20 protein-coding genes are annotated in these 25,004 nt (G+C 63.0%); 11 read left to right on the top strand and 9 right to left on the bottom strand.

Annotation, left to right across the window (positions count from 1 at the left end):
• Nucleotides 1-21: 21 nt before the first annotated feature.
• The 4 genes from AC10QF_RS11405 (at nt 22) to AC10QF_RS11390 (ending at nt 3,565) form a co-directional block, all read left to right on the top strand.
• Nucleotides 22-483, top strand: a complete 462-nt coding sequence (locus tag AC10QF_RS11405; RefSeq protein WP_005418645.1) for a hypothetical protein — start codon at nt 22-24, stop codon at nt 481-483.
• Between the two features lie 162 nt (nt 484-645).
• Nucleotides 646-1,323: a response regulator transcription factor gene (locus AC10QF_RS11400; RefSeq protein WP_005410804.1), complete on the top strand. Its 678-nt coding sequence runs from the start codon at nt 646-648 to the stop codon at nt 1,321-1,323.
• Nucleotides 1,286-2,656, top strand: coding sequence for a sensor histidine kinase (locus AC10QF_RS11395; protein ID WP_069139309.1), 1,371 nt, complete (start codon nt 1,286-1,288; stop codon nt 2,654-2,656). The genes AC10QF_RS11400 and AC10QF_RS11395 overlap by 38 nt, the downstream gene beginning before the upstream one ends.
• Nucleotides 2,657-3,178: 522 nt before the next feature.
• The gene (locus AC10QF_RS11390; RefSeq protein ID WP_065196692.1) at nt 3,179-3,565 is read left to right on the top strand and encodes a hypothetical protein; all 387 of its coding nucleotides are present in this window, start codon (nt 3,179-3,181) and stop codon (nt 3,563-3,565) included.
• A 146-nt stretch (nt 3,566-3,711) separates the two neighbouring features.
• On the opposite strand, the gene coaE is transcribed toward AC10QF_RS11390, so the two are convergent.
• From coaE to AC10QF_RS11375, 3 genes are read right to left on the bottom strand one after another with little or no spacing between them, the layout of a single operon-like run.
• Nucleotides 3,712-4,323, bottom strand: a complete 612-nt coding sequence (gene coaE / locus AC10QF_RS11385) for a dephospho-CoA kinase (protein ID WP_494542226.1) — start codon at nt 4,321-4,323, stop codon at nt 3,712-3,714.
• Between the two features lie 11 nt (nt 4,324-4,334).
• Nucleotides 4,335-5,198: a prepilin peptidase gene (locus AC10QF_RS11380; RefSeq protein ID WP_005418626.1), complete on the bottom strand. Its 864-nt coding sequence runs from the start codon at nt 5,196-5,198 to the stop codon at nt 4,335-4,337.
• A 7-nt stretch (nt 5,199-5,205) separates the two neighbouring features.
• Nucleotides 5,206-6,465, bottom strand: a complete 1,260-nt coding sequence (locus AC10QF_RS11375) for a type II secretion system F family protein (RefSeq protein ID WP_253136425.1) — start codon at nt 6,463-6,465, stop codon at nt 5,206-5,208.
• A 354-nt stretch (nt 6,466-6,819) separates the two neighbouring features.
• Here AC10QF_RS11375 and AC10QF_RS11370 point away from each other — a divergent pair, with 354 nt between their 5' ends.
• The 3 genes from AC10QF_RS11370 to AC10QF_RS11360 all read left to right on the top strand — a co-directional run bounded on the left by AC10QF_RS11370 (nt 6,820) and on the right by AC10QF_RS11360 (nt 9,635).
• Nucleotides 6,820-7,233, top strand: a complete 414-nt coding sequence (locus AC10QF_RS11370; RefSeq protein WP_032975177.1) for a pilin — start codon at nt 6,820-6,822, stop codon at nt 7,231-7,233.
• Nucleotides 7,234-7,326: 93 nt separating this feature from the next.
• Nucleotides 7,327-7,731 (top strand): pilin, encoded by a 405-nt coding sequence (locus AC10QF_RS11365; RefSeq protein ID WP_253136424.1) that lies wholly within the window; start codon nt 7,327-7,329, stop codon nt 7,729-7,731.
• A 29-nt stretch (nt 7,732-7,760) separates the two neighbouring features.
• Nucleotides 7,761-9,635 (top strand): hypothetical protein, encoded by a 1,875-nt coding sequence (locus AC10QF_RS11360; protein WP_494542225.1) that lies wholly within the window; start codon nt 7,761-7,763, stop codon nt 9,633-9,635.
• Here the strand turns inward: AC10QF_RS11360 and AC10QF_RS11355 are convergent.
• Nucleotides 9,629-10,741, bottom strand: a complete 1,113-nt coding sequence (locus AC10QF_RS11355) for a glycosyltransferase family 4 protein (RefSeq protein WP_494542224.1) — start codon at nt 10,739-10,741, stop codon at nt 9,629-9,631. The genes AC10QF_RS11360 and AC10QF_RS11355 overlap by 7 nt on opposite strands.
• A 108-nt stretch (nt 10,742-10,849) precedes the next feature.
• Between AC10QF_RS11355 and AC10QF_RS11350 the strand changes: the two genes are divergently transcribed.
• Both AC10QF_RS11350 and AC10QF_RS11345 read left to right on the top strand, forming a co-directional pair.
• Complete coding sequence (locus AC10QF_RS11350; RefSeq protein ID WP_494542223.1) at nt 10,850-11,710, top strand: FkbM family methyltransferase; 861 nt, start codon at nt 10,850-10,852, stop codon at nt 11,708-11,710.
• Nucleotides 11,707-12,816: a glycosyltransferase gene (locus AC10QF_RS11345; protein ID WP_253136420.1), complete on the top strand. Its 1,110-nt coding sequence runs from the start codon at nt 11,707-11,709 to the stop codon at nt 12,814-12,816. Before AC10QF_RS11350 ends, AC10QF_RS11345 begins: the two co-directional genes overlap by 4 nt.
• On the opposite strand, the gene AC10QF_RS11340 is transcribed toward AC10QF_RS11345, so the two are convergent.
• The 3 genes from AC10QF_RS11340 to AC10QF_RS11330 are packed head-to-tail and all read right to left on the bottom strand — an operon-like array spanning nt 12,785 to nt 16,117.
• On the bottom strand, nt 12,785-14,029 hold the full coding sequence (locus AC10QF_RS11340) for a lipopolysaccharide biosynthesis protein (protein WP_494542222.1): 1,245 nt from the start codon (nt 14,027-14,029) through the stop codon (nt 12,785-12,787). The genes AC10QF_RS11345 and AC10QF_RS11340 overlap by 32 nt on opposite strands.
• Nucleotides 14,019-15,200 (bottom strand): glycosyltransferase, encoded by a 1,182-nt coding sequence (locus AC10QF_RS11335; protein ID WP_253136418.1) that lies wholly within the window; start codon nt 15,198-15,200, stop codon nt 14,019-14,021. The genes AC10QF_RS11340 and AC10QF_RS11335 overlap by 11 nt, the downstream gene beginning before the upstream one ends.
• A gap of 44 nt (nt 15,201-15,244) precedes the next feature.
• On the bottom strand, nt 15,245-16,117 hold the full coding sequence (locus tag AC10QF_RS11330) for a glycosyltransferase family 2 protein (protein ID WP_494542221.1): 873 nt from the start codon (nt 16,115-16,117) through the stop codon (nt 15,245-15,247).
• A gap of 515 nt (nt 16,118-16,632) precedes the next feature.
• Between AC10QF_RS11330 and AC10QF_RS11325 the strand changes: the two genes are divergently transcribed.
• Entirely contained in the window at nt 16,633-19,686 is a 3,054-nt protein-coding gene (locus AC10QF_RS11325; protein ID WP_494542220.1) for a fused MFS/spermidine synthase, read from the top strand.
• A gap of 11 nt (nt 19,687-19,697) precedes the next feature.
• The gene (gene pilB, locus AC10QF_RS11320) at nt 19,698-21,428 is read left to right on the top strand and encodes a type IV-A pilus assembly ATPase PilB (RefSeq protein ID WP_111177532.1); all 1,731 of its coding nucleotides are present in this window, start codon (nt 19,698-19,700) and stop codon (nt 21,426-21,428) included.
• 169 nt (nt 21,429-21,597) lie between these two features.
• Here pilB and AC10QF_RS11315 read toward each other — a convergent pair whose 3' ends face one another.
• Together AC10QF_RS11315 and AC10QF_RS11310 are read right to left on the bottom strand one after the other, a co-directional pair.
• Nucleotides 21,598-22,971: a sigma-54-dependent transcriptional regulator gene (locus AC10QF_RS11315; protein WP_069139320.1), complete on the bottom strand. Its 1,374-nt coding sequence runs from the start codon at nt 22,969-22,971 to the stop codon at nt 21,598-21,600.
• Between the two features lie 60 nt (nt 22,972-23,031).
• Nucleotides 23,032-24,645 (bottom strand): ATP-binding protein, encoded by a 1,614-nt coding sequence (locus tag AC10QF_RS11310; protein ID WP_188240665.1) that lies wholly within the window; start codon nt 24,643-24,645, stop codon nt 23,032-23,034.
• Nucleotides 24,646-25,004: the final 359 nt, after the last annotated feature.

Below are 25,004 nucleotides of genomic sequence, written 5' to 3'. Positions count from 1 at the left end.
TGGACGAACATGGAGCTCGTCATGTACCGCACCACTACGCTCGCCCTGATGCTGTCGCTCGGCCTGGTGGCCACCGTGCAGGCCAAGGCGCAGAAGGACACCGTGCAGATGGATTCCTTCACCCCGGTATCCGAGCAGATCCGCCGCGTTGAAACGGCCATGGGCAGCGAGGACTACAGCGAGATCGGGCTGGAGGACAAGAGCCGCGTGCAGCAGGCGCTGAACCGGATCCGGATCAAGATGAATGGCCGCGAGAAGTTGGATGAGCTGGCCCCGCAGGAGCGCAACGACCTGTTCAACGAGCAGGAGATCGTCAACACCATCATGACCCGCGCCCAGGCCGACAGCCGCATGATCTGCCGCCGCGAGCGCCTGACCGGCAGCAACATGCCGACCAGTGTCTGCCTGACCGTGGCCCAGCGTCGCAAGGCCCAGGAAGACAGCCGCCGGGCGCTGACCGACCAGCAGCGCATCAGCCGCTGAGCGCTCGCCCCGGGGGCGTTTGCCGGTGTCGTCCCTTCGGTACGAAATGTTAAGAATGGAACCTGTATCGTTCAGCAGGTAGACGTCGCGTCCACCCGCACAGGGGCATCCTGAGCAGGTGGGCCTGGCCCCCCGACGACCCTTCAAGAACCAGAGGTCCCAGTGCGCATTCTCGTAATCGAAGACAACAGCGACATCGCCGCCAACCTTGGCGACTACCTTGAGGATCGTGGCCACACCGTGGACTTCGCCGCCGACGGCGTGACCGGCCTGCACCTGGCGGTGGTCCACGAGTTCGACGCCATCGTTCTGGACCTGAACCTGCCGGGCATGGACGGCATTGAAGTCTGCCGCAAGCTGCGCAACGAAGCGCGCAAGCAGACCCCCGTACTGATGCTGACCGCCCGCGACTCGCTGGACAACAAGCTGGCCGGTTTCGATTCCGGCGCCGACGACTACCTGATCAAGCCGTTCGCGCTGCAGGAAGTGGAAGTGCGCTTGAACGCTTTGTCGCGCCGCGGCAAGGGCGTGCAGACCCGCGTGCTGGAAACCGGCGATCTGGAATACAACCTGGACACGCTGGAAGTGCGTCGCCAGGGCAAGCTGCTGCAGCTCAACCCGACCGCGCTGAAGATTCTGCAGGCCCTGATGGAGGCCGCGCCGGCCGTGGTTACCCGCCAGGAACTGGAGACCCGCGTCTGGGGCGAAGAGCTGCCCGATTCGGATTCGCTGCGTGTCCACATCCACGGCCTGCGTGCGGTGGTCGACAAGCCGTTTGAAGTGCCGCTGATCCAGACCCGCCATGGCATCGGATACCGCATCGCTACCCCGGAAGCCTGATTCCGTGGCAACCAAGGGGGAGCGCCGGCGTTCGCCGTATCGGCGGCGCCTGCGCAGCCGCATCATCGTCTCGTTCGTGTTGTTGGGCTTCTGCCTGACGACACTGTTCGCGTTCGCCACCAACTGGGCCCGCATGCGCGTGGAAAACCAACTGGTGGAAGACGTGATGAACCGCAACATCAACGAGTACGTGCGGCGGTTCTACGAGAGCCCGGATCGCAACCCCGACCTGCCCGTGCAGCAGATGCGTGCGCGCCTCGTCAAACCCGACAAGTTCGAGGCGTTGCGCGAGGAAGAGCCGGACTGGGCCGCGCTGCCCGATGGCAACCACAACATCTCCGGGGTGGACGAGCGCGGGCAACCTTATGCGTACAAGCTGGCCGTGCGCAAGACGCCCGACGCCTGGGCATTCCTGGCCTACGACATGACCGACAGCGTGCGCGGCGGGCAGCAGCTCAACCGCGCGCTGGTACTGTCTGTGCTGGTGTTCAGCCTGTTGTCGCTGGTGCTGGGCTGGTGGTCGGCCTCGAAGGTGATGAAGCCGGTCTCGGACCTGGCCGCGCGGCTGCGTGCCTATCGCGGCGGCACGAGCGAGCCCGAGCCGCTGGCGCCACGTTTCCCCGATGACGAAGTGGGGCAGCTGGCGCAGGCGCTGGATGATTATTCGTCCCGGCTGACCGAAGTGGTGCAGCGCGACCGTGAGTTCAATGCCGACGTCAGCCACGAGCTGCGCACGCCGCTGGCGGTGATCCGTGGCGCCACCGAACTGCTGCTGACCCGGCCCGGCCTGGATGAGAAGGTGCTGCAGCGTCTGCAGCGCATCCAGCGCGCCGAACAACAGTGCAGCGACCTGATCGGCGCACTGCTGCTGCTGTCGCGCAACGAACGCGGGCAGGGCACCAGCAACGTCGCGCGCGTAGCCGAACAGCTGCTGGACGCCCACCGCGCACAGCTGGGCGGCAAGCCATTGGAACTGGCGCTGGAAGGCGAACGCAACCTGGTGATCGATGCGCCGGAAGCCGCATTGTCGGTGGCGCTGGGCAACCTGATCGGCAACGCGGTGAAGTACTCGCAGGATGGTGAGGTGCGCGTCTTTGTCGGCAGCAATTCGGTGTCGGTGACCGACAGCGGACCGGGCCTGAGCGAAGAGGATGCCGCCAAGCTGTTCCAGCGGGGCTATCGCGGCACGCATGCCGGCCATTCGCAGGGCGGTGGCATCGGCCTGTCGATCGTCAGCCGCCTGTGCGATCTGTATGGCTGGCAGGTGAGCGTGCGCCCCGGTGGCGAGCGCGGCGTGATCGCCACCCTGACGTTCTCGCCGAAGCCGTTATAAGGGCCTCTGCTTTGGTGGGTGCCGACCTTGGTCGGCAATGGCTCTGCTTTGGTAGGTGCCGACCTTGGTCGGCACGAATCCGGCCGGCGCCGTATAGCGCCCAGTGTCGCTTGTGCCACCGAATCCCCCTCGCAGGAACCCAGGGCCAGAAGCCCAACACGACATCACCGTGACCGCCGCCACGCCGCGTGCGTGTCCGCATGCACGCATTCGTACCCTCAACTGCGGCTTGAGAATTTCCTTACAGATCACAGCGCTGCGTGATGGCCAGATGGGTCGGCCGGGGCAGGTGCCCTGGCCGGGATTGGCGTCCTGAAAAAAATCCAACATTCAGCAATCTTCGACGGCCCCTCGGTCAGTCGTCGAAAATGCACCGCGTGCCTTGCTTCGGCGGGCGGTGCGTGGGGATTCATCAGAATCCGCTGGAGTCTTTTTGCTGAATGTCGGACCTCCGGTACGCCAACCCGCACCGTCCGCCACCTCGCATCCGCAGGTGGCTCGTCGTCTGCGAGGAGATTCACCATGTCCGCACGCCCCTTGTTCCCCCAACTGCACGCCCTGATCGGCGAAGCCGCTGACCTGCTGCCGGTCGACGTCGCCGAGCGCATCGAAGCCCTGCTCGATGATCCCAAGGATCTGCTGCCTGCGCTGCTGGCCCGCATGGACGGGCGCGATGCAGCCGACGGCCGACGGCTGGAAGCGCAGGGCCTGAGCCCGGCACAGGCGGCCACCATGGCCGGCCTCAGCCGCACCCTGGCCGGCTTGAATGCACTCATGCAGGTGCTGCACGCCGCCGAAGCCGCCCGCGAGCAGGGCGGTGCCCACCAGCAGCTCAGCCCGGATGTCGTAGATGGATTGCTGCTTGGCGCACGAGAACTGGCCCGCTATGCGCGCCTGCAGCTGGAGTAGATCCACACCACACATGGATGCGTTTCGGTCATGCGTGGATTCGCTTCGGTAGTGCCGGCCGCTGGCCGGCAATCGAGCCGTCCAGTAGATCCACGCCATGCGTGGATGCTGTTCGGTAGTGCCGGCCGCTAGCCGGCAACCCGGCCTCAGCTCCCAGCCAACCCGAGATAGCGCTCATGCAGCGCTTCCACCTGCGCCTGCAGGTCTTCCGGGTGGCCATCGTTGACCACCACATCATCGGCCAGTGCCAACCGCTGCGTGCGGCTGGCTTGGGCGGCGATCATCTTGTCGGCCAGTGCGGCGTCGATGCCGTCGCGCTGCATCAGCCGGGCGTGCTGCACGGCTTCGGGCGCATCCACCAGCAGCACCCGGTCCAGCCACGGATAGGCGGTCCGCCCACCGACCTCGGTCAGTAGCGGAATGGCGGCAATCGCGTAGGGGCTGGTGGCCTGCTCGCACTGCTGTTGCATCAGAAGGCGGATGGCCGGATGGGTGATCGCTTCCAGCGCGGTCCGTTCGGCCGGGTCGGCAAATACGTGGGCACGCAGGCGCGCCCGGTCAAGGCTGCCATCCGCCTGCAGCATGTCGGCGCCGAAACGCTCGGCGATGCGGCCCAGGGCAGGGCTGCCGGCAGCAACCACCGCGCGGGCGGCCAGATCGGCGTCGGCCACCACGATGCCCAGCGCCTCGAAGCGCCGGGTCACCTCGCTCTTGCCGGCGGCAATGCCACCGGTCAGGCCCACCACATACCGGCTCATGGGGATTCCCCTCAGCGCAATCCGCTCAACACCAGGTACTGCTCGACCACGGGCGCGCCCCACATGAAGTACAGCCAGCCCGCGATGGCCAGGTAGGGGCCGAACGGAATCGGCGTGGCGCGGTCACGGCCCCGGGTGTACAGCCAGATCGAGCCGATGATGGCGCCCAGCACCGACGACAGCAGGATGATCGGCAGGATGCCCTTCAGCCCGCACCAGGCGCCGAGGGCGGCCAGCAGCTTGAAATCGCCGTGGCCCATGCCTTCCTTGCCGGTCAGCTGCTTGAACAGCCACCAGACCATCCACAGCGACAGATAGCCCACCGCCGCGCCGACCAATGCAGGCTTGGCCGGCATGTACAGGTTGTCGATGTTGCCTATCAGGCCCAGCCACATCAGGGGTAGGGTCAACTGGTCGGGCAGCAGCTGGGTGCGCAGGTCGATGCCGGACAAAGCGATCAGGAAGCAGGTCAGCACGATGGCGCCAAAGCCCTGCCAGCCGAAGCCGAACTGCCAGACGCAGGCCAGCACCAGCACCGAGGTCAGGGCCTCGACCAGCGGGTACTGCAGCGAGATCGGCGCCTTGCAGTGGCGGCACTTGCCGCCCTGGATGATCCAGCTGAACAGCGGGATGTTCTCGTACCAGCTCAGCTTGTGCTTGCAGTGCGGGCAGTGCGAGGGCTCGACTACGATCCCCGGTGGTGGGGGCTCGTAGAAGTCCGGTTCTTCCAGGACCTCGCGCGCATCGCGCTTCCACTGCCACTCCAGCCGCTTGGGCAGGCGCAGGATGACGACGTTGAGGAAACTGCCCAGCAGCAGCCCCAGGGCGGCCGCGGCAGGGTAGCCGAGGCCGGGATGCTGGTCGAGAAATGCCATGTAGTGATTATCCGACGACGGAAGCGAGCTTGAAGATCGGCAGGTACATGCCGATGACCATGCCGCCGACGATGGTACCAATGAATACCATGATCATCGGTTCCAGCAGACTGCTCAGGGCGTCAACAGAATTGTTTACCTCTTGTTCATAATACTCAGCCACTTTGAACAGCATGGCGTCCAAGGCACCGGCCTCTTCACCGATACCGGTCATCTGGATGACCATGTGCGGGAACAGATTGGTCTGCTTCATGGATACGTTGACCGGATAGCCGACAGACACGTCATCGCGCATCCGCAGCACCGCCTCTTCGTACACAGCGTTGCCTGTAGCGCCAGCCACGATGCCGAGCGCCTCCACTAGCGGTACACCGGCCTTGAAGGTCACCGCCGTGGTGCGTGCGAAGCGCGCAATGGCGCTGTTGTGCATGATCTGACCGATGACCGGTACCTTCAGGATCAGGCGATCCATCCCGTGCTGCATCTTGGGTGAGCGCTTGTAGGCGGCGATCAGCCCAACAATGCCTCCAACCAAAGCGATCAGTATCAACCACCACCAAGACACCATAAACCGGGATAGGTTGACGATCATCTGAGTGAAGGCAGGTAGTTCGGCACCGAAACCCTTAAATACATCTTCGAATTGCGGGACCACCCAAACGAGCAGAATGCTGCTGACCAAGAGCGCTACTGCCATCACCATGACGGGATAGAAGAGTGCTTTGCGAATCTTGCCTTTCAGGGCTTCGATGTTCTCTTTGTAGGTAGCGACGGTGTCCAGCACCGTTTCAAGTACACCCGCCCCCTCGCCCGCCCGCACCAAATTGCGGTAGAGCTCGTCGAACTGCACAGGATGCCTGCTGACAGCCTCATACAAAGAAGATCCGCCCTCGATGTCGGTACGCACGGAGTCAACCATCTTTTTCATGCGTGGGTTCTTATGCCCGCTCGCGATGATGTCCAAGGCGCCAACAATGGGCACCCCGGATTTCATCATTGTCGCCATCTGACGGCTGAAGAAGGCGATGTCCTTGGGCTTGATCGCACTGCCAGCGGCGCCGAACAAGGGCTTCGGCTTCGTTTTCACCGTTCCCGGATTGATGCCTTGCCGGCGTAGTTCGGCCCTCAGCAGGTTGGCATTCTTCGCCATCTGCTCGCCCTTCATCTTCACGCCCCGCTTGTCAGTCCCCTCCCAGACAAACGGATGCAGTTCCGTGGTGGCACGCGCCACCGGCTCTTTCTTGATCGCACTGCGACTGACAGACATGTGGACTCCCCAAGACCCGCCATCCCCAGGCGGGCGTCTAGCCGTCGATGGTAGCGGGTTCATTGCCGTCTGGGCAGTTGCCGGGCGGGCCGGAATGCAATTTCGTGCCGGCCGCCGACCAAAGGTGACGCACTGCGTCACATTGCCGCGTCCATCGCAGATTCGCATATGGGGGGTTCCCATCCACGAAATTGCTGCCATCATGGGCGCGGGGAAATCCAGGGGGAGGCGTGCCGGGGTTGGCACGCAACCTGCGTTGATCCACCCGCAGGGCACAGGACCCGCTCAACCGGCGACACCGGCTCGTTACCTGTGTACTGAAATCAACCACCACTATCTTGGGGATGTACCATGATGAAGAACCAGAAGGGCTTCACCCTTATCGAACTGATGATCGTCGTCGCGATCATCGCGATCCTGGCCGCCATTGCGTTGCCGGCTTACCAGAACTACGTCGCCAAGTCGCAGGTCACTGCCGGCCTGGCCGACATCCGCGGCGGCGTGACTGCCTTCGAAGAAGGCATCCAGTCGGGCACCAAAACTGGTAGCCCGGTGGCGGCTGACCTTGGCCTGAACTCCAACACCCCGCGTTGCGGCATTGCGCCGAGCGGCGCTTGGAGCGATGCTTCTGGTCAGAAGATTGTCTGCACCTTGAAGGGTAACCCGAAGGTCGTCGGCGAAACCGTCACCCTCACCCGCAACGCTTCCGGTGCCTGGAACTGCACCGCATCGGCCAAGCTGGCTGACTACAAGCCGGCCGGCTGCTGATAGCGGGCCCGCAGGCGTTAGAAAAAGGGGGCGGATTCGCCCCCTTCTTCGTTCTTCATCATAGGAAATCAAGAGTATCCAAGGGGAGGCGCCATGCTTGGGGAGCGTGGTTTTACGTTGATCGAGCTGATGATCGTGGTTGCGATTGTCGCAGTTCTGGCAGCCGTTGCCGTGCCTGCGTACCAGATGTTCGTGGCGAAATCGCAGGTAACAGCGGGACTGGCTGAGGTGGCCGGCGGCCGTACCATGTTCGAATCACAGATACTTGCCAATAACATAACCACTTTTCAGTTGGCTGATATCGGCCTCCAGTCCAGCACTGCACGCTGCATCATGAGCATGGATTCGTCGGAGACAGGAAGCATCCGCTGCCGCCTCAAGGGCAATCCGATCATCAACGGAAAGACGGTGCAGATTGCACGCAATGCGTCAGGCGTCTGGCAGTGTAAGGTTGATGCGGATATCCCCTCCTACGCCCGGCCTCGCGACTGCAACTGATGGCGCTGCCTCTGAATGACACACGCACAATGCGCCTGTTCGCATCGTCCTACCTGTGGTTGGCGGCTGTCCTGTTGCTGGTGGCCGGCATCTACTGGCCCGGCATGCGTGGGCCCTTCCTCTTTGATGATTTCGGAACGATCGTTGAAAACAGCGCTATCCATGCAGATTCGTTGACGTGGCAGGCGCTCTTTCAGGCGGCGACCTCGTTCGAACCTGGCGGCCTGTTGGGCGCCAGGCCGCTGTCGATGGTTGGCTTCGCGCTGAATCACGCTTTGGGGGGGCTGGATCCTTGGGGCTACAAGCTGATCGGCGTGCTCGTGCACTTGGTCAACGTTGTGCTCGTGCTGCTGCTGACCCGCCAGATCTTGGTCCTCTTGGAGGTCGCAACGCCGACTGTCGCGCTGCGCATCAGTTTTGTCGTGGCGTTCATATGGTCTATTCACCCGCTGCAGATCTCGAGCGTGCTGTATGTCGTGCAGCGGATGGAAACGCTTGCGGCGACCTTCATGCTCGGTACGCTGCTGTGCTATTTACGGGCACGTACTCAGCAGATGCAGGGGCGCCGCGCATGGCCTTGGTTCGTTGCATGTCTGCCGCTCGCTTTGCTGGGAGTGCTCGCCAAGGAGTCGGGCGCCCTGGTCGCTGCCTATGGCGTGTTGTTGGAGTGGGGAGTCCTGCGTTTCAGAGCGCGCTCGCCGCAAGTGATGCGTTTTTGGAAGTCGCTCTGCGTCATGGCCGTGATCTTGGCGATAGGCGGGTTCCTCTTCATCGTGGCCCCGGCCTACTGGGTTGACAATTACCCCGGGCGCGATTTTGGAACTTACGAGCGTCTACTGAGTCAGATGCGCGTCCTGTGCATGTACCTGGTCCAGGTATTCCTGCCGCTACCGACTTCGCTGACGTTCTATTACGACGACTTCCAGCCCTCGCATGATTGGTTGCATCCGGCTTCGACCCTGCTCTCTGGCCTGATATTGTCGACGCTTGTGCTGGTAGTTTTTGTTCTGAGACGCAGAGCGCCGCTACTCTGCCTGGGGGTACTCTGGTTCTTTGTTTCCCATCTGCTGACCAGCAACGTCGTCGGCCTTGAGTTGATTTTCGAGCATCGCAACTACCTTGCACTTTTAGGTATCCTCTGGGCTGTGACTGCGATCACGGTCAACATTCGTGCTGGATCGCCTCTCGTTCGTTGGGCGGTTGTGGCTGCGATTGTCGTACTTCTGTCAGGCACATCGTTGATCCGATCCAGTATATGGGGCGATCCTCTGCTGCTTGCTTCTGACCTGGTGGTGGAGAATCCGCGCTCGGCACGCGCAGCTAACGATCTGGGTGCGATCTATCTGGAGATGTCTGACGGATATCCGGATTCTCCCTTTGTAGACCTGGCCATCAGTCAGTTCGAGCGCTCTGCCGCTCTACCGGGCAGCTCGGTGATCAGCGACCAGGGACTGATCCTGGCGGCGACCCAGGCGAGGCGCCCGGTGCCGGATGCGTGGTGGCAGCGACTGATAGGCAAGCTGCGACGACAGCCTATTGCCCCAGAGGTACGAGGTGCACTGTTTTCGCTCATGAACAGTCGTTACGAGGGTTTTGAATTGGATGATGGCCGACTGATGGAGGCCTTTGGCGTATTGTTCGATCGCACCACCTTGCCGCCCAGCAGTTACGCTCAGTTCGGTGACTACGCCCTGACCCATGCGGGTAATCCAGCAATGGCCAATTGGGCTTTCGCAAAGGCCGTAGAGCAAAGCTTGGACTCGCCCGATTATGTGCGGAAGATGATCTCCACGATGGAGCGCCAAGGCCACCTTCAGCAGGCTGCAGTGGCCAGACAGGCCGCGAATCAGTTGGGAATAGAGACTGCTCCCCCGATGGCATCTCCAGCGAAGCCTCCTCAGTGAGGGGGGGCTGCCCTCGCCACCGTTCGGATGAGCAGGTCCGCCAGAGTCGTTGCCCGATGACTCCAGTCGTAGATCTCTACTGAAGCGGGGTGCCTTGGGCTGAAGAGTTGGTGGCTGATGGCCCTAGCCAAGCCACGGCTATCTCCGGGCGAATAGAGACAGGTGGACACATTGTCCACCAATACGCTGGCGTCTCCGATAGCGGCTGCGACCACCGGCGTACGGCACGCCAGGCTCTCGGCGAGCTTGAGCGGGTAGCAGTACCTACCGAAAGCCGAGTCCCGATTGCAGGTGATGGCCACGTCCAGCGCATTGAGCAAGATCGGTACGCGCTTCCAATCTAATACACCCATATCCAGCAGGCGGGGGTGCGCGAAGCGCTCGGCTGTTCCATCCCCGGGGCCGGCAACCACCAATTGAAGTTCGGGGTCTTGTTCCGCCAGCTGTAGGAATGCCTGGAACAGGTCGGCGATACCCCGACTTTCATCTATAGCACCGGCACAACCGATCAAGCGTGCGTGCGCTGGCAGGCGCAGCGCCTTCCGGCATTCCTGTTTGTCGAGTGAGCGAAAGATATCGGTTCGCACCGCGTTTCCAATCACCTGAATGGGCGAGCGTGGGTTGACGATGGGGCGAAGGTAGTCGGCCAGCGTGTGAGTGACCACGCTGATCCCGTTTGCCGATGCGCATGCGCTCCTAAAGGCAGTGGTTACGCCGGGGATACGGCTCAGTCCAAAGCTCTCGTAGTTGTCGTACAGATCAAGCACATAGGGGACGCCGAGATGTTCTGCGATCTTCCTGCCAAGAACGCAGCAGGGTGCGTCCGACCCTGCCAACACGACATCTATCGGTCTGCGTCGGTGGATGTTCCGGATGGAACCCGGCAGGGCAAGAAGACCTTTGGGTCTGACGTTGAGCGATTTCCAATGCACGCCCGCTGCGGATCGATGCTCCCGTTCTGTCCGCAGGCGATAGCTCAGGGTGATGCCACTGACCACGAAGCCATGACGGGCCAGACCCTCTGGCAGTTCGTACAATCTTCCGTATTGGTCATCAAGCAGATCCCTTCCGGTGTACTGCCGCTTGCAGAGCATGAGGACATGCATGGACGGACCTGTAGGGCTATTCTTGGGGGCAGTGCCTAATAATGGGCAGCTGCAGGTGGAAAGTCACCTTGGGGAGAACCGATGGGACTGATGACGGTGCTTCGGCAGATGGGCAACAACCTGCGCGTTGGCGAGCGGCCCGGCGTGGCCCAGAGTGCGTTGCGCAGGCTGTTCCGGCATTTGCGTGGGCGCGAGATCATTGATGACTTCGACGGGAGGTTCACTGTGTCACTGGATCTTGCCGAGCACATGCAACGGCGCATGTTCTGGATGGGCTACTACAACATGCACTTGGTCTCATTCCTGGATCGTATTCTCGAACCTGGCATGACCGTGATCGATGTCGGAGCCAACATCGGCGAGATAAGCTTGGTCTGCGCAAATCGCGTGGGGTCAAGCGGCTGCGTAATAGCCATCGAGCCTATCGCGGGGATCGCTGATCAGTTGCAGTGCAACGTTCAGATCAATGGTCTGCACGAAACAGTACATGTTCACCGGCAAGGACTCGCGGCCCAAGCCGGTCAGTTGCCGATCTATGCATCTTGTGGGCAGACCGACGGACCGGAGTTCAACCAGGGTCTTGGCAGCCTGTATGGAAATGCCAGCGTGGATCGCTGTGTCGGTATGGCCGACATTACTACGCTGGAGAACGTCGCCCAGCGCGTCGGGCTGACCCGTCTGGATGTGCTGAAGATCGATATCGAAGGCGGTGAGCTCCCGTGCCTGCAGGGTGGGCTGAACATCCTGCGTCGGTTTCTTCCGGTCATTGCCGTCGAGGTACAGGAACAGGCCTGCATTGCAGCGGGTTATCAAAGCCGGGATATCCTCGCGTTTCTGCAGCCGTTGGGATATCGCTTCCATCGGCTGGAAGCCCAAGGTCGATTGGTCAGGATCGAAATTGCAGACCTGCGCGACTACCAGGATGTCATCTGTATCGCTGGGCCGTTCAGAGCGGTCGAAACGGCATGATCTGGTTGCTGGCCAGCCGCTGGGAGCCCGGTGGTTTGGAGCGAGTGCAGCTGAATCTGCTGCGGGGCTTCAAGAAACAGGGGAAGGCGGCGCGCATCATTGCGGGTCGCGATCTGGGTGGGCCGGGAGATGCTGGCGAGGTTGACTTCATCGCTCCCGCCGGTGCCTGGCAACTGCTGCTTCGGCTGCCGTTGCTGATTCGGAAGCAGCGTCCTCTCGTCATCGTTACCACCGCCAACGATGTAGCCATCTGGGTCGTTTTCTGGCGCCGACTGCTATATCCCACAACAGCCGTGGTGATTGCCCAGCACCTTTCACTGTCCGCCCCGCGGAAGGCGGCACGCGGGTATGCGCGGTGCAAATGGGAGATCATCCGCTGGCTGATGCGCATCGCAACGCCAGCCGCACAGGGAGTGATCGCGGTTTCCGCGGCCTTGGCCAGAGATGTTGAAGAGGAGCTTGGCCTTCCTGCTTCTAAGCTGCAGGTTATCCACAATCCGATCACGCGCGCATCTCGCCGCGCCGAAGCCTTGCCCAAGCAGCTTTGGCCGTTCCCCGATGATGGCGTTCCGGTGTTGATCTATGCTGGGCGTCTGTCGACGGAAAAACGCTTGGACCTGTTGTGGGAAGCGTTCACGCAGTTGCGGCAGACCCATCGGGTTCGCCTGCTGGTACTGGGGAAGGGCAGGGAGGGGAGTCATCTTTCGGCTTGGGTGGCGGCCAGCGCCTTGCGGGAGGACGTTGCGATGCCCGGGCATGTCGAGGACGTGCTGCCGTGGATAGCGCGCAGCAGGGCGCTGGTGCTGTGTTCTGATTACGAAGGCTTCGGCAACGTCTTGGTCGAGGCCATGCACTGCGGCGTCCAAGTGGTGGCCACCGATTGTCCGCATGGCCCGGCCGAGGTGCTCGGTGCCGGAAAGTATGGTCAATTGGTGCCGGTGGGGGATGCGATTGCACTGACCCAAGCACTACGCAATGTCGTCGACGGGCGCTGTGAGGTTCCTGCGGAGGTGCTGCGGGCACGCAGTAGTGCATTCTCCATCGACGCCGCCTGTCGCGCGTATCTCGACCTGTTCAGTGCGGCGCGTGCGCAGGTGCGCGGCTGAAGGGGACTGCCAGCCATGCAAGGGAGGCCATCACGGCTTCGGCAGTGATGATCATCCACACCGCGCCCTGCAGTCCGTGTTTGGGAATCCATAGAGCCGAAAGCGCCGCCATCAGCATCAGTCCGAGGGCTTCGATAAGGAACCTGCGCATCTTCCAGCCTCGGCCTACAAGCGTGTTACAGCCGATTTGTCGCAGGCTGTAGCCGGCGACGAACAGCCCCATCCATTGCAGGGCCGGTACGGCGGCAGTGAACTCGCTGCCGAGCAGATGCGGCAGCATGTGGGCGCAATACGCCAGAAGCAGGCCGGCGATGGCGCCGTAACCCAACGCGGCCAGTACCATCGAGGTGACCAGGCGGCGGTATCGGACATCGTCCTGCTGAGCGCGGAATAGGCGCGGCATGGCGGACATCACCATGGCATCTAGGGGCATCGCCAAGACCGTGGCGATGCGATAGGCGGCCGAATACTGGCCAGCAATCATGCTGCTGCCGGTGTGCAGCACGAAGGACTTGTCCAAGGTGGTTGTCCCCACGGATGAGCTCCATGCAGCGGCATGGCCGGTGCCATGGATCAGGTCGCTACGGTTGATCCGCAACCGCGCCGGCTCCGGTTTCAGCAGGTGGCGTACCGCAAGCAATGCAAATAGTGCGCTGCTGGCGGCTGACGCCAGATGCAGCAGAAGATAGCCGGTCAGGGCCGCGGACGATGGCAGGGCGCTGCACATGCAGATCGCGGCCAGCCGTAGCATTGCATTCAGCGCAGGCAGCGCGGCTGACCATCCCATCCGATCATTTGCAGACAAGGCGAAAGCGGCACTGGTCACGAAGGGAAACGCGACGATTTCCGAAAGCGCGATCAGACAGAGAGCCGGCCAGGACAGCAGCCCGATGCTGAGCAGACAGAATACGAGGGTAAGGGGCGGCGCGCTCACCAGGCAGAGCAGCAGGCACTGTTTCCAGTAGCGGGCAAAGCGTGCGCGGTCTGAGGCGGCATACTGGTACATCAGCATGCCGCCGCCTAATCCCACCAGGCCAGCTAGGGCCGATGCGGTTCCGACTGTGCCGGAGAAAAGACCATAGTTTTCCGCGCCCAGCACGCGCGCACCGACAAAGATCCACGCGGCCAGGCAGATCATGCGGACGCACTGCCAGAACATCACCAAGATCGATGTTCTAGCCAGCTTGCCGAGGCGCGGCAATTCAAGGGGCACCCGCTGCCTCCATGATGGTCTGCAATTGACGGGCATACTTGGCGGCGACCTCGGCGTGGTCGAATCGCGCCAGCAGGGCAGGGCGCTGCGATCGGGCCCAGGCCTCGGCCTCTTCCGGCGCATCCAACAGCTGCACCAGCACGCTCGCAAGGGCCCCGGCATTGCGCTGCGGGGCCAGATACCGCGGCGGGGCGTTAGGGAACGCATCGCGTACCGCAGGGACGTCAGTGGTCACCACCGGGCAGCCGCAGCCGAGGGCCTCGACGGTGACCAGCCCCAGCCCTTCCTGGTCGCCGTTTCGGGCCTGCACGAAAGGGGCCACCAGGGCACTTGCGCGCTGATAGTGCGCCGGCAGAGCGTCCTGCGATAAGGCGCCAAGGAAGTGCACATGGTCCTTCAGTCCCAGGGCTTCCACCTGGGATTGCCGTGCCTCGCGCTCCGGGCCGTCCCCGATAACGGTGAGTGTCGTGCAAGGATGGTGGGCAAGAACTGTGGGCAGCGCGTCGAGCAGATAGACCAGGCCCTTCTTCTCGACCAGGCGGCCGACGAAAAGCAGTTCGTTGCTTGCGCGTGCAACCGTGGACTGCGTGAACTGGTTCTGCAGATCCACGCCCATCGGGGAGACCAACAGGGGCAGGTGCGGCGCCAGCGCTTGCATCGGCGCGACCATTGCTTCGCTGACCACGCTGGCCGCCTGTGCACGGGCAAGCGCGAAGCGCTTCAGCGCCTGGAACATCCGACCATTCAGCGAGAACAGGTCGCCGCCATGGGAAGTGACTAGTATCGGCGGCCGTAGCCGCTTCGGAAGCAGGGCGCTGGCCAAGCCTTGTGGCACGATCCAGTGGACATGCAGGGCGTGGTGATGATGCCGCTGAAGTTCGCGCCGCATGGCCCACCACTGACATAACAGAAAGCTGGGTACAAGCGCCAACGTCCACGGGCGCCGCCGCAGGTTGGAGACGATGCCTCCGCCGTTGACTAACTGTTCCAACGCCTCAGGTGCGTAGCGGTAGCGGATTACTTGTACGTCGTCCAAATGCTCCCGGCGGGATGCGCCGGGGGCATGCGGGCATAGCACTGTGACCTGGAACTGGGCGGTAAGGTTCCGGCTCAAGGCGTGGACGAACCCGGGTTCCGGGTCACCTCGCCAGCGCGGATAGGTGGACGCCACGACCAGCAACTTTGGAAGAGCTGAAGTGGCCCCGCCCCCTACTGTCACGGCTGGGAATCCTTGCGCGACGCAAGGTATGTCAGGCCGGTGATCTGTTCCGAAATCAGGCCGATCAGGAAGATGATCACTGATGCACTGAATAGCAATGTGCTCATGTTGGTGAAGCGGTGCATGGTGGTAAAGGTGTAGCCGTAGTAGCCCAGCCCGAGCAGGAAGAAAGCCAGCGCAACGGGTGCGAACAGCTTGAGCGGCGAATAAAGCGTGGCGATCTTGAAGATGATCAGCAGAAAGCGGATGCCGTCCTTAATGGGGCGGATGTGGCTGCCATTGCCCACCCGCTTGCCCACGGGAATGGGGACGTAAGCCACCGGGTAGGCGCTGCGGAAGAAGGCCATAGTGCTGGTGGTAGGATAGCTGAACCCGTTCGGCAGCAGATGCAGGAATTCGCGGAAACGCACAGCCCGCACTGCCCTGAAGCCGGAGGTGAGATCCATGACATTGAAACCCGTCATGTGGCTCGCCAGCAAGTTGTAGAACCGGTTGGCCAGGCTGCGGTGGACGTTGGCCTGGCCGCTACTGTCGCGGGCCCCGACGACCATGTCATAGCCGTCCTGCAGCTTTTCCAGCAGGCCGGCGATATGGCTGGGATTGTGCTGCCCGTCGGCATCCATAAACACCAAAATATCCCCCGTGGCCGTGCGAGCGCCTCGTTTGATCGAGGCCCCGTTGCCCATGGGATAGGGATTGGAAAGCACCCGCGCGCCTTGTTCTTGGGCTATCGTTGCGGTGGCGTCCGTGGAGCCGTCATCCACGACGATGATCTCGGCGTAAGGGTACTGTTGGCGAAGTGCAGGAAGCGTGCGAAGAAGACCTTCCGCTTCGTTTTTCGCTGGCAGGATGATGCTGAGCTGATTCAATGTGTGTCCCCGTTCTCCCCTGTCCAATCTTACTCCGCCATGGTGCCTGAATGGGCGACTGGCGGTCGCAGTTCATGCGGTCTCTGGTTGCCTCTATGTGCGCCGGTTGGGCCGCGGTTGTTGGTCGGGAGAGCGATCACCTCAGGGGGAGCCCAGAGTGCGCTTGCCGGACTGGACGCGGCGGATGCCTGTGGGGCGTGGTGCATGGACAAGCAGCTGCCATTGCGCAGGAATGCCCTAGGTGCACCGTCCTCCGATGGCGCTGTCGTCAAGCCTTGCCCCTCGGATGTTGATCCATCTCTGAGCCTGCGAGGCGGCGCATCGATACATCGGCAGGTCTGTCACGCACTGTGCGGGGGGCGTTGTCTGGCTCGGGCCGCATAAATGTCCGCCGCTGACAGTGCCCGCAACTGTTACGATGTCGCCAGGGCGCGTGTGGGGATACGAGCGCCCTGTATCCAACGTTTTTCGGGGAGAACGTCTTGAGATCTTCGTCGTCGCTTAGTGGCGCGCTGTTGTTGTGGTTGTTCGTCCTTTCTGGCTTTTCAGGTCTCGTGTACCAGTCAATCTGGACTCACTACCTGGGACTGTTCCTGGGCCATTCTTCCTACGCGCAATCCCTCGTCCTATTGCTTTTCATGGGCGGGATGGCATGCGGTGCCTGGCTTGTCAGCCGACGCAGTGAGATGCTTTCCAGACCCTTGCTGGCATATGCTGCTATTGAGTTGATCATCGGTCTGTTTGGGCTTGCCTTCGATCCAGCCTACGGTGCGTTGACCCGCTGGGCGTACACGAGCGTCTTCCCGGGTATGGGCGTTGAAGGTGTCCAGCTTGTGCGCTGGAGCCTGGCAACTGCTCTGGTGTTGCCGCAATGCATACTGCTGGGTGCCACGTTCCCGCTGATGAGCGCGGGCTTCATCCGCATCAAGGATGGGGCGCACGGTGAGGTGCTCTCCGGTCTGTATTTTTCCAACAGCATCGGTGCTGCTGCCGGTGCGCTGGTGGCAACTTATCTGCTTCTGCCTCGCGTAGGCTTGCCGGGCGCGATGATGACGGCTGGATTGCTCAATGTTCTTATTGCGATCTTCATCTATCCGCTGACGAAATCGCAACCGCTGGCAGTTGCTGCGACCCTGCCTGGAGCGCATGGCGACAAAAGGCGTCGCCTGCCAATGTTCGTCCTGCTCGTTGCAGCCCTGACGGGCGCATCGTCGTTCGTGTACGAAATCACTTGGGTCCGCATGCTCTCGCTTGCCTTGGGCACGACCATTCATGCATTTGAACTGATGCTGGCGGCGTTCATTGCGGGCATCGCCATGGGCGGATTGTGGCTGCGATCCCGTGCGGACAGGCTCGAGTCTCCTCTGCGCACTGCAGGTTGGGTCCAGGTGTGGATGGGCCTCGCTGCTTTGGCGTCCATGTTCGTCTATGCCAACTCGTTCGAGTGGGTCGGCTGGCTGATGCGAGTCATCGTTCGTGGCAGTGAAGGATACGGTCTCTACAACGTTGCCAGCGGAATCATCTCGCTGCTGGTAATGTTCCCCGCAGCGTTCTTTGCCGGTATGACGTTGCCGTTGCTGACCCTTGCGCTGCTGCAGCAGGGGCACGGCGAGCGCTCAATCGGGCAGGTGTACGCCTTCAATACGCTGGGGGCAATCGTAGGCATTCTGCTCACGGCCCATGTTTTGCTGCCAGGCCTTGGCCTGAAGCTGGCGCTGTCCGCTGCGGCCGCGATTGATCTGCTGTTGGGCATACTGCTATTGAAGCGCTATTCGACTTCCAGGCAGGACATGCGCAAGGAGATCGCCTGGGCAGCAGGGTTGTCTGCGGCGGGCATTTTGTGTGCCTTTATGTTTGCGCACTTCGATCCACTTAGGTTGAACTCTTCGGTCTACAGGCATGGCCGACCCATGCTGGCAGAGGGCACCAGGGTGATCTTCTCCAAGGACGGCAAGACGGCCACAGTCGCGGTATACGAGGAGCCCGCCCGCGGTGATGGCGCGATCTCACGCTCGATCTCCACCAATGGCAAGGTGGACGCGGGCTTGACGATCAATCCGTCGGCGCCGCCGGCGATTGACGAGTCCACCATGGTGCTGTTGGCAGCGTTGCCTCTCTCGCTCAAAGCAGAGTATGCACATATTGGTGTCATTGGGTTCGGCTCAGGTATGACAACCCATTCATTGCTGGGTAGTCCAAATGTTGGCCGTGTGGATACAGTGGAAATCGAACCAGCCATGGTGGAGGCCGCCCGTCACTTTGGGAGCAAGGTGGCGCGCGCCTACAAGGATCCTCGTTCCAACATCGTCATTGATGATGCGAAGGCGTATTTCTCCGCGTCGCAGGTGAAGTACGATCTCATCGTGTCAGAACCTTCCAATCCTTGGATGGGAGGTACGGCATCCCTTTTCAGCGAGGAGTTCTATTCTTTCGTCCCGGGGCAGCTGAATGCCGGCGGCTTGTTCGTTCAATGGCTACAGTTGTACGAGATCGATCCACAACTTGTGAGCTCGGTGATCACTGGAATGCTGGCCAATTTTTCGGACGTAAGGGCCTATCTGGCCAACGAAAGCGATCTGATCCTGGTAGCTTCGCCGAAAGGCAGCGTTCCGGCATTGAGTGCCGGTGTTTTCAATAGCGAACTTCTGCGAGCAGACCTGGCTCGAGTTGGAGTGAAGACGCTGGACGACCTCCAGGATAGCTTCGTGATGGACCGTCGCGGTTTGGTTGCCTTTACTCAGCAATATCCTGCGCGCGCCAACTCCGACTATTTCCCCCTTTTGCAGTTGATGGCGCCCGAAGCTAGATTCCGCAACGATCAGGTTGCCGACTTCGGTGGAATCAGCGTTGCCCCGTGGCCGATTACGAAGCTTCTTGCTGGGCATTCAAGGCGGCCGCTTAATGATGACGCGACTGGCGGAAGTGGACTGCCACTACGTGTCGTCACGAAGAATCGGGCCGCGCGTGAGCTTCGCCGAGCTATCGTCGACGGCAAGGAAAAATTGACTGTCGACGTGACGCCCAGCGATGCCCTGAATGCTGAGGTGCTTCGGTCGCGTGCAGAGGCCTGCTCGTTGGATAAGGACCCGGCAGGTTCTGCCGATATCATCTATTCGCTTGCGATCGAAACTGTGCCGTTCATGGCGGCCGGGGATGAGGTGGGATTGTGGCAGAAGCCGGCGTGGGTCAAATGTGCCCCGAAGGATCCAGCGGTGACGGATGCCCTCGCTCTGGTTGCGGCAGCCTCGCAGGACGATCAGGAGGCCGTCTTGGTAATCGGGCAGCGGATGCTGGGAGGCCCGGGCGCGCGTGGCGTATTGAGTAGTGAAATCGCAAGCTACTACGTACTGGGAAGCCTGCATTATGCGGCCCTGGCGACTCAGCAGCCGGAACTTGCGAAGAGCTTTCACTCGAAGTACACCCCGCGCCTGCCACCTATCGCCTCAAGGAATCCGACCCTGCAATTGCTTGCGCGTCTTTCGATGCAGAAGGTCCCTGTCTCGGGTCCGGCCCCAAGTGTGGGAACCGATCCAATTGAGGGCGTAAGCTTGCCGCCTGGAAGCAAATAGGAGTAGCTGAAATGAACGCCGTAACCACCGCCAATCTCGTCGGCATCACCGGCCTGGCCCGTCGCCTGGTCCAGGATGGTGCGCTGGACGAGGCTTCCGCCCGCGACGCGATGGCCAAGGCCGCTGCGGCCCGCCAGCCGCTGCCGACCTGGTTCGCGCAGAACAAGGTGGTCGGGGCGGCCCAGTTGGCGGCCGCCAATGCGGTCGAGTTCGGCATGCCGCTGTTCGACGTGTCCACGTTCGACGCCAGCCAGAACGCGATGAGCCTGGTCAGCGAGGAGCTGCTGCGCAAGCACAACGTGCTGCCGCTGTTCAAGCGCGGCGGCAAGCTGTTCGTGGGCACCAGCAACCCGACCCATTCGCTGGACGAGATCAAGTTCCACACCAATCTGGTGGTGGAGCCGATCCTGGTGGATGAGGACCAGATCCGCCGCACGCTCGAGCAGTGGCATGCCAGCCATGACACGCTGGGCGACGCGCTGGGCGGTGACGACGATGGCATGGGCAACCTCGATGTTGCAGCCGGAGACGAGGATCTCGGCGCCGGCGGCGACTCCGGCATCGATGCCAAGGGCGACGACACCCCGGTGGTGAAGTTCGTCAACAAAGTGCTGGTGGACGCGATTCGCAAGGGCGCCTCGGACATCCACTTCGAGCCCTATGAAGACGACTACCGCGTGCGCCTGCGCATCGATGGCCTGCTGAAGATGGTCGCGCGCGCGCCGGTGAAGTTGAACCAGCGCATTGCCGCGCGCCTGAAGGTGATGGCGCAGCTGGACATCGCCGAGAAGCGCGTGCCGCAGGACGGCCGCATCAAGCTCAACCTGTCCAAGACCAAGCAGATCGACTTCCGCGTGAGCACCCTGCCGACTCTGTTCGGCGAGAAGGTGGTGCTGCGTATCCTGGATGGCAGCGCGGCCAAGCTGGGCATCGACAAGCTGGGGTACGAGCCGGACCAGCAGAAGCTGTTCCTGGACGCCATCCACAAGCCCTACGGCATGGTGCTGGTGACCGGCCCGACCGGTTCGGGCAAGACGGTGTCGCTGTATACCGCGCTGGGCATCCTCAACGACGAGACGCGCAACATCTCCACCGCCGAAGACCCGGTGGAAATCCGCCTGCCCGGCGTCAACCAGGTGCAGCAGAACAACAAGCGCGGCATGACCTTCGCCGCGGCGCTGCGCTCGTTCCTGCGACAGGATCCGGACATCATCATGGTCGGCGAAATCCGCGATCTGGAAACGGCCGAGATCGCGATCAAGGCGGCGCAGACCGGCCACATGGTGCTGTCCACGCTGCATACCAACGACGCGCCGCAGACCATCGCGCGCCTGATGAACATGGGCATCGCGCCGTACAACATCACCAGCTCGGTGACGCTGGTGATCGCGCAGCGCCTGGCGCGCCGGCTGTGCAACAACTGCAAGCGCCCGGCCAACCTGCCCGAGCATGCGCTGCTGGCCGAAGGCTTCACCCAGGCGCAGCTGGACGCGGGTATCGAGCTGTACGAGGCGGTCGGCTGTGATGAGTGCACCGAGGGCTACAAGGGCCGTACCGGTATCTACCAGGTGATGCCGATGACCGACGAGATCGCCACGATCGTACTGGCTGGCGGCAATGCGTTGCAGATTGCCGAGGCCGCACAGCAGATCGGGGTGAACGATCTGCGCCAGTCGGCGTTGAAGAAGGCCGCTGCGGGCATCACCAGCCTGGCCGAGATCAACCGCGTTACCAAGGATTGAGGTCGATCCACGCCATGCGTGGATGCCGCGATGCATGAGGTTGCCGGCCAGCGGCCGGCACTACCACATTGGTGGGTAGATCCACGCCATGCGTGGATGCCGCGATGCATGAGTTTGCCGGCCAGCGGCCGGCACTACCAGGTTGGCGGGCCCGCGTCGGGCCCTGTCCTTACTCCATGCCCAACTTCTTCAGCTTGTAGCGCAGCGCACGGAACGTGATGCCCAGCTGCGCGGCGGTGCGGGTCTTGTTCCAGCGGTTTTCTTCCAGCGCGCGCTGGATGGCGCTGCGCTCGAGCTGTTCGATGTACGAGGGCAGGGCGGCGTTGCCGGGCTGCAGGTCAGCCACGGCTTCGGCATGTGCTGCGCTGCCGGGCGTGCGCGGGGCATGTTGCGGCAGGCGCAGGTCGTCGGCGCCGATGCGGTCTTCTTCGGCCAGTGCCAGTGCACGCTCCAGGATGTTCTCCAGTTCACGCACGTTGCCGGGGAAGGCGTACTGGGCCAGTGCGTCCAGTGCCGACGGCGCCAGCAACGGCGTCGGGCGGCCATGGCTGCGGGCCAGCCGTGCCAGCACCGACGCGGCCAGTTCCGGCAGGTCCTGGCGACGCTCGCGCAGCGGCGGCACCCTCAGCTCAATCACGTTGATGCGGTAGTAGAGGTCGTGGCGGAAACGGCCGTCCTCGACCAGCTCGGCCAGGTCCTTGTGGGTGGCCGAGAGGATGCGCACGTCCACCGGCTCCTCGCTGGCGGCGCCGACCGCACGCACCGACTTTTCCTGGATCGCGCGCAGCAGTTTCACCTGCATCTGCAGGGGCAGCTCGGCCACTTCGTCCAGGAACAGGGTGCCGCCATGCGCGGCCTGGAACAGCCCGGGCTTGTCGGCGTGGGCGCCGCTGAAGCTGCCCTTGCGGTGGCCGAAGAATTCGCTCTCCATCAGCTCGCCGGGAATGGCGCCGCAGTTGACCGGCACGAACGGTCCGGCCGCGCGGGCGCCCTGGGCGTGGATGGTGCGTGCGACCAGCTCCTTGCCCACGCCGGATTCACCGAGGATGTAGACCGGCGCCTGGCTGCGCGCGACCTTGCCGATGGTGGTACGCAGCACGTCCATGGCCGGCGAGTCGCCAAGCAGGCGTGCGCCCTGTTCGGCGGCAGGGCCGGGCACGGGGCGCTCGGTGTTGTTGAGTTCCAGCGCGTGCTTGACCAGGCCACGCAACACGGCGATGTCCACCGGCTTGCTGACGAAATCGAAGGCGCCGGCCTTCAGCGCTTCCACGGCCAGGTCCATGCTGCCAAAGGCAGTGATCATCGCCACCGGCGTGCGCGGGTAGTGCTGGGCGATCTCGCTGACCAGCTCGATGCCGTTGCCGTCCGGCAGGCGCATATCGGTGATGCACAGGTCGTACGGATTGCTGGCCAGCAGTTCGCGCGCTTCGGCAAGGTTGGCTGCGGTACTGATGCGCAGCCCCATGCGGCCGAGCGTCAGTACCAGCAGTTCGCGGATGTCGCGTTCGTCGTCGACGACGAGGGCGCTGCGGGTTTCGTTCATGGGCGTGAAAGATAAACGAGGGGGCTGGAAGCGACAAATGTTTGACGCACAGAATCGAGATCAGGTGGGTAACAGCGTATGCGGGCCGGGCAGCACCAGGCGGAAGCAGGAGCCTCCAGCGGGAACCGGGATGTAGTCCAGCCGCGCCTGGTTGGCTCGGCACAGCTCGCGGGCGATGTACAGGCCCAGCCCGGTGCCATGCTCGGACGTGGTGAAGAACGGCCGGAACAACTGCGCGGCCACGGTTTCGGGAATGCCGGGGCCACGATCCATCACGTCGATGACCGCACTGCGCTCGTGCTGCGCCACGCGCAGGCGCACCCGCGCCGGTTGCTGGCCGATGCGCCCGTACTTGAGCGCGTTGTGCACCAGCACGGTCAGCACCTGGTAGAGGTGCTTGCTGTCGACCTGGGCCAGCACCGAGGTGTCGTTGATGATCGGCTCGATGCTGTCGGTCTCCAGCGTCTGCCCCTGCTTGTACTCCAGCACGAAGCGGCGCACGAAGGCGGCCAGGTCGACGTTTTCGGGCGTGGCGCGCTCGCGCCGGGCCAGGCCCAGCACGCTTTCGACGATGCCGTTGGTGCGCTGGCACTGCTGGCGGATGATCTGCAGCAGGCGGCGGTCGCTTTCGTTGAAGCCGGTGCCTTCCTCCAGCAGCTGCACCGCGTAGTTGATCGCGGCCAGCGGGTTGCGGATCTCGTGGGCGAGGCTGGCCGAGAAGCGTCCCATTGCTGACAGGGTGAGCGACTCGGCACGGCGCGAGACCACGCTGGAGTCGTCCAGGAACACCAGGGCCAGCTCGCTGCCGGCCAGCAGGCGCGCAAAGCGGGGCTGCACTTCGGGCTGGTCGGGGTTGAGCTGCAGCGGCAGTTCGTCCTGCGCCCAGCCGTTGCGCCAGCGCTGCAGACGACGGGCCAGTTCCGGGGCGGCGCTGGCCAGGTCCAGGCGGCCGCTTTCGCCGCTGCCGTCGCTGTCACCGAGCAGCATCGAGGCGGCCTCGTTGGCCAGGGTGACACGGTTGTCGGCGTCGACCACCAGCACGCCGGTGCGCATGCGGCGGATGATCAGCTCGTTGATCTGGAACAGGTTGGCTACTTCGTCGCCGCGCTGGTTGGCCAGCTGCTGGTTGCGGCGCGCGCGGCTGCCGACCTGGTAACTGATGAAGGCCAGCGCCAGATAGCTGGTGGCGAACATGGCCAGTTCGGCCAGGGTACGGGTGGGATCGCCGCCTTCCAGCAGCTTCCAGGTGTATTCCACGCCGGTGGCGAGGCTGGCGGCCAGTGCCAGGCCCAGCCCCAGGCTGAGCGGCAGCAGGGTGGCGGCAGCGGCGATGTTGAACAGCAGCGACATCGAGATGCCGGCGCTGGCACCGGGCAGGGCATGCGACAACAGGGTGGCGGCGACGATGTCCACCAGCACGCCGCTGACCACGATCGGGCGCAGCCAGCGTTCGTTGCGGCCGATCACCAGCGCCAGCAGCGACAGCACCAGGTAGATGGCGGCGACGGTGTCGGCCAGCCGCGGGTGGTGGGCCTCGCCGACCAGGGCCGACAGGGGGCTGTAGAGCAGGGCGGCGATGACCGAAGCGATCAGCACCCGGTACAGCGCGAAGAAATACAGCTCACGCCGCGGAATCGATTCGATGCGGTCGATCAATGAAGCACTGGGTGACACGCCGGAACTCCCCTTCTGGCTGCCTGGGTCTGGAATCTGCGGCGGGCCTGCCCGGCGTCCCCTGAGGCCGGGCGGTACGTCGCTTCGATGTGGCCTGCGGTGGAAAACCGTCGAGCACCCCCGACGCTACACACCCTGGCTGACCAGTATAGGGCCCCCGGCAGGGGCCCGCCGCTGCGGCCCGGATCGCGCATTTGGCCTGGGGTGGATACCGCTGGCCAGCCGGCCCCCGGGCGCAACTGCCTGAATGACGGCGGAAATCTGGCCGGGTCTGGCGTTTTGTACAGACTTCTTTGCGCCCCGGCGCCGGCTCGGCCACAATAGAGGGCCCGCCGCGGTCCGTGCCGGTGCCTCTTCGA

The organism is Stenotrophomonas maltophilia complex sp. Om-AH-Sm3, assembly GCF_059337855.1.
This window is presented reverse-complemented; position numbering and strand designations above follow the sequence as displayed.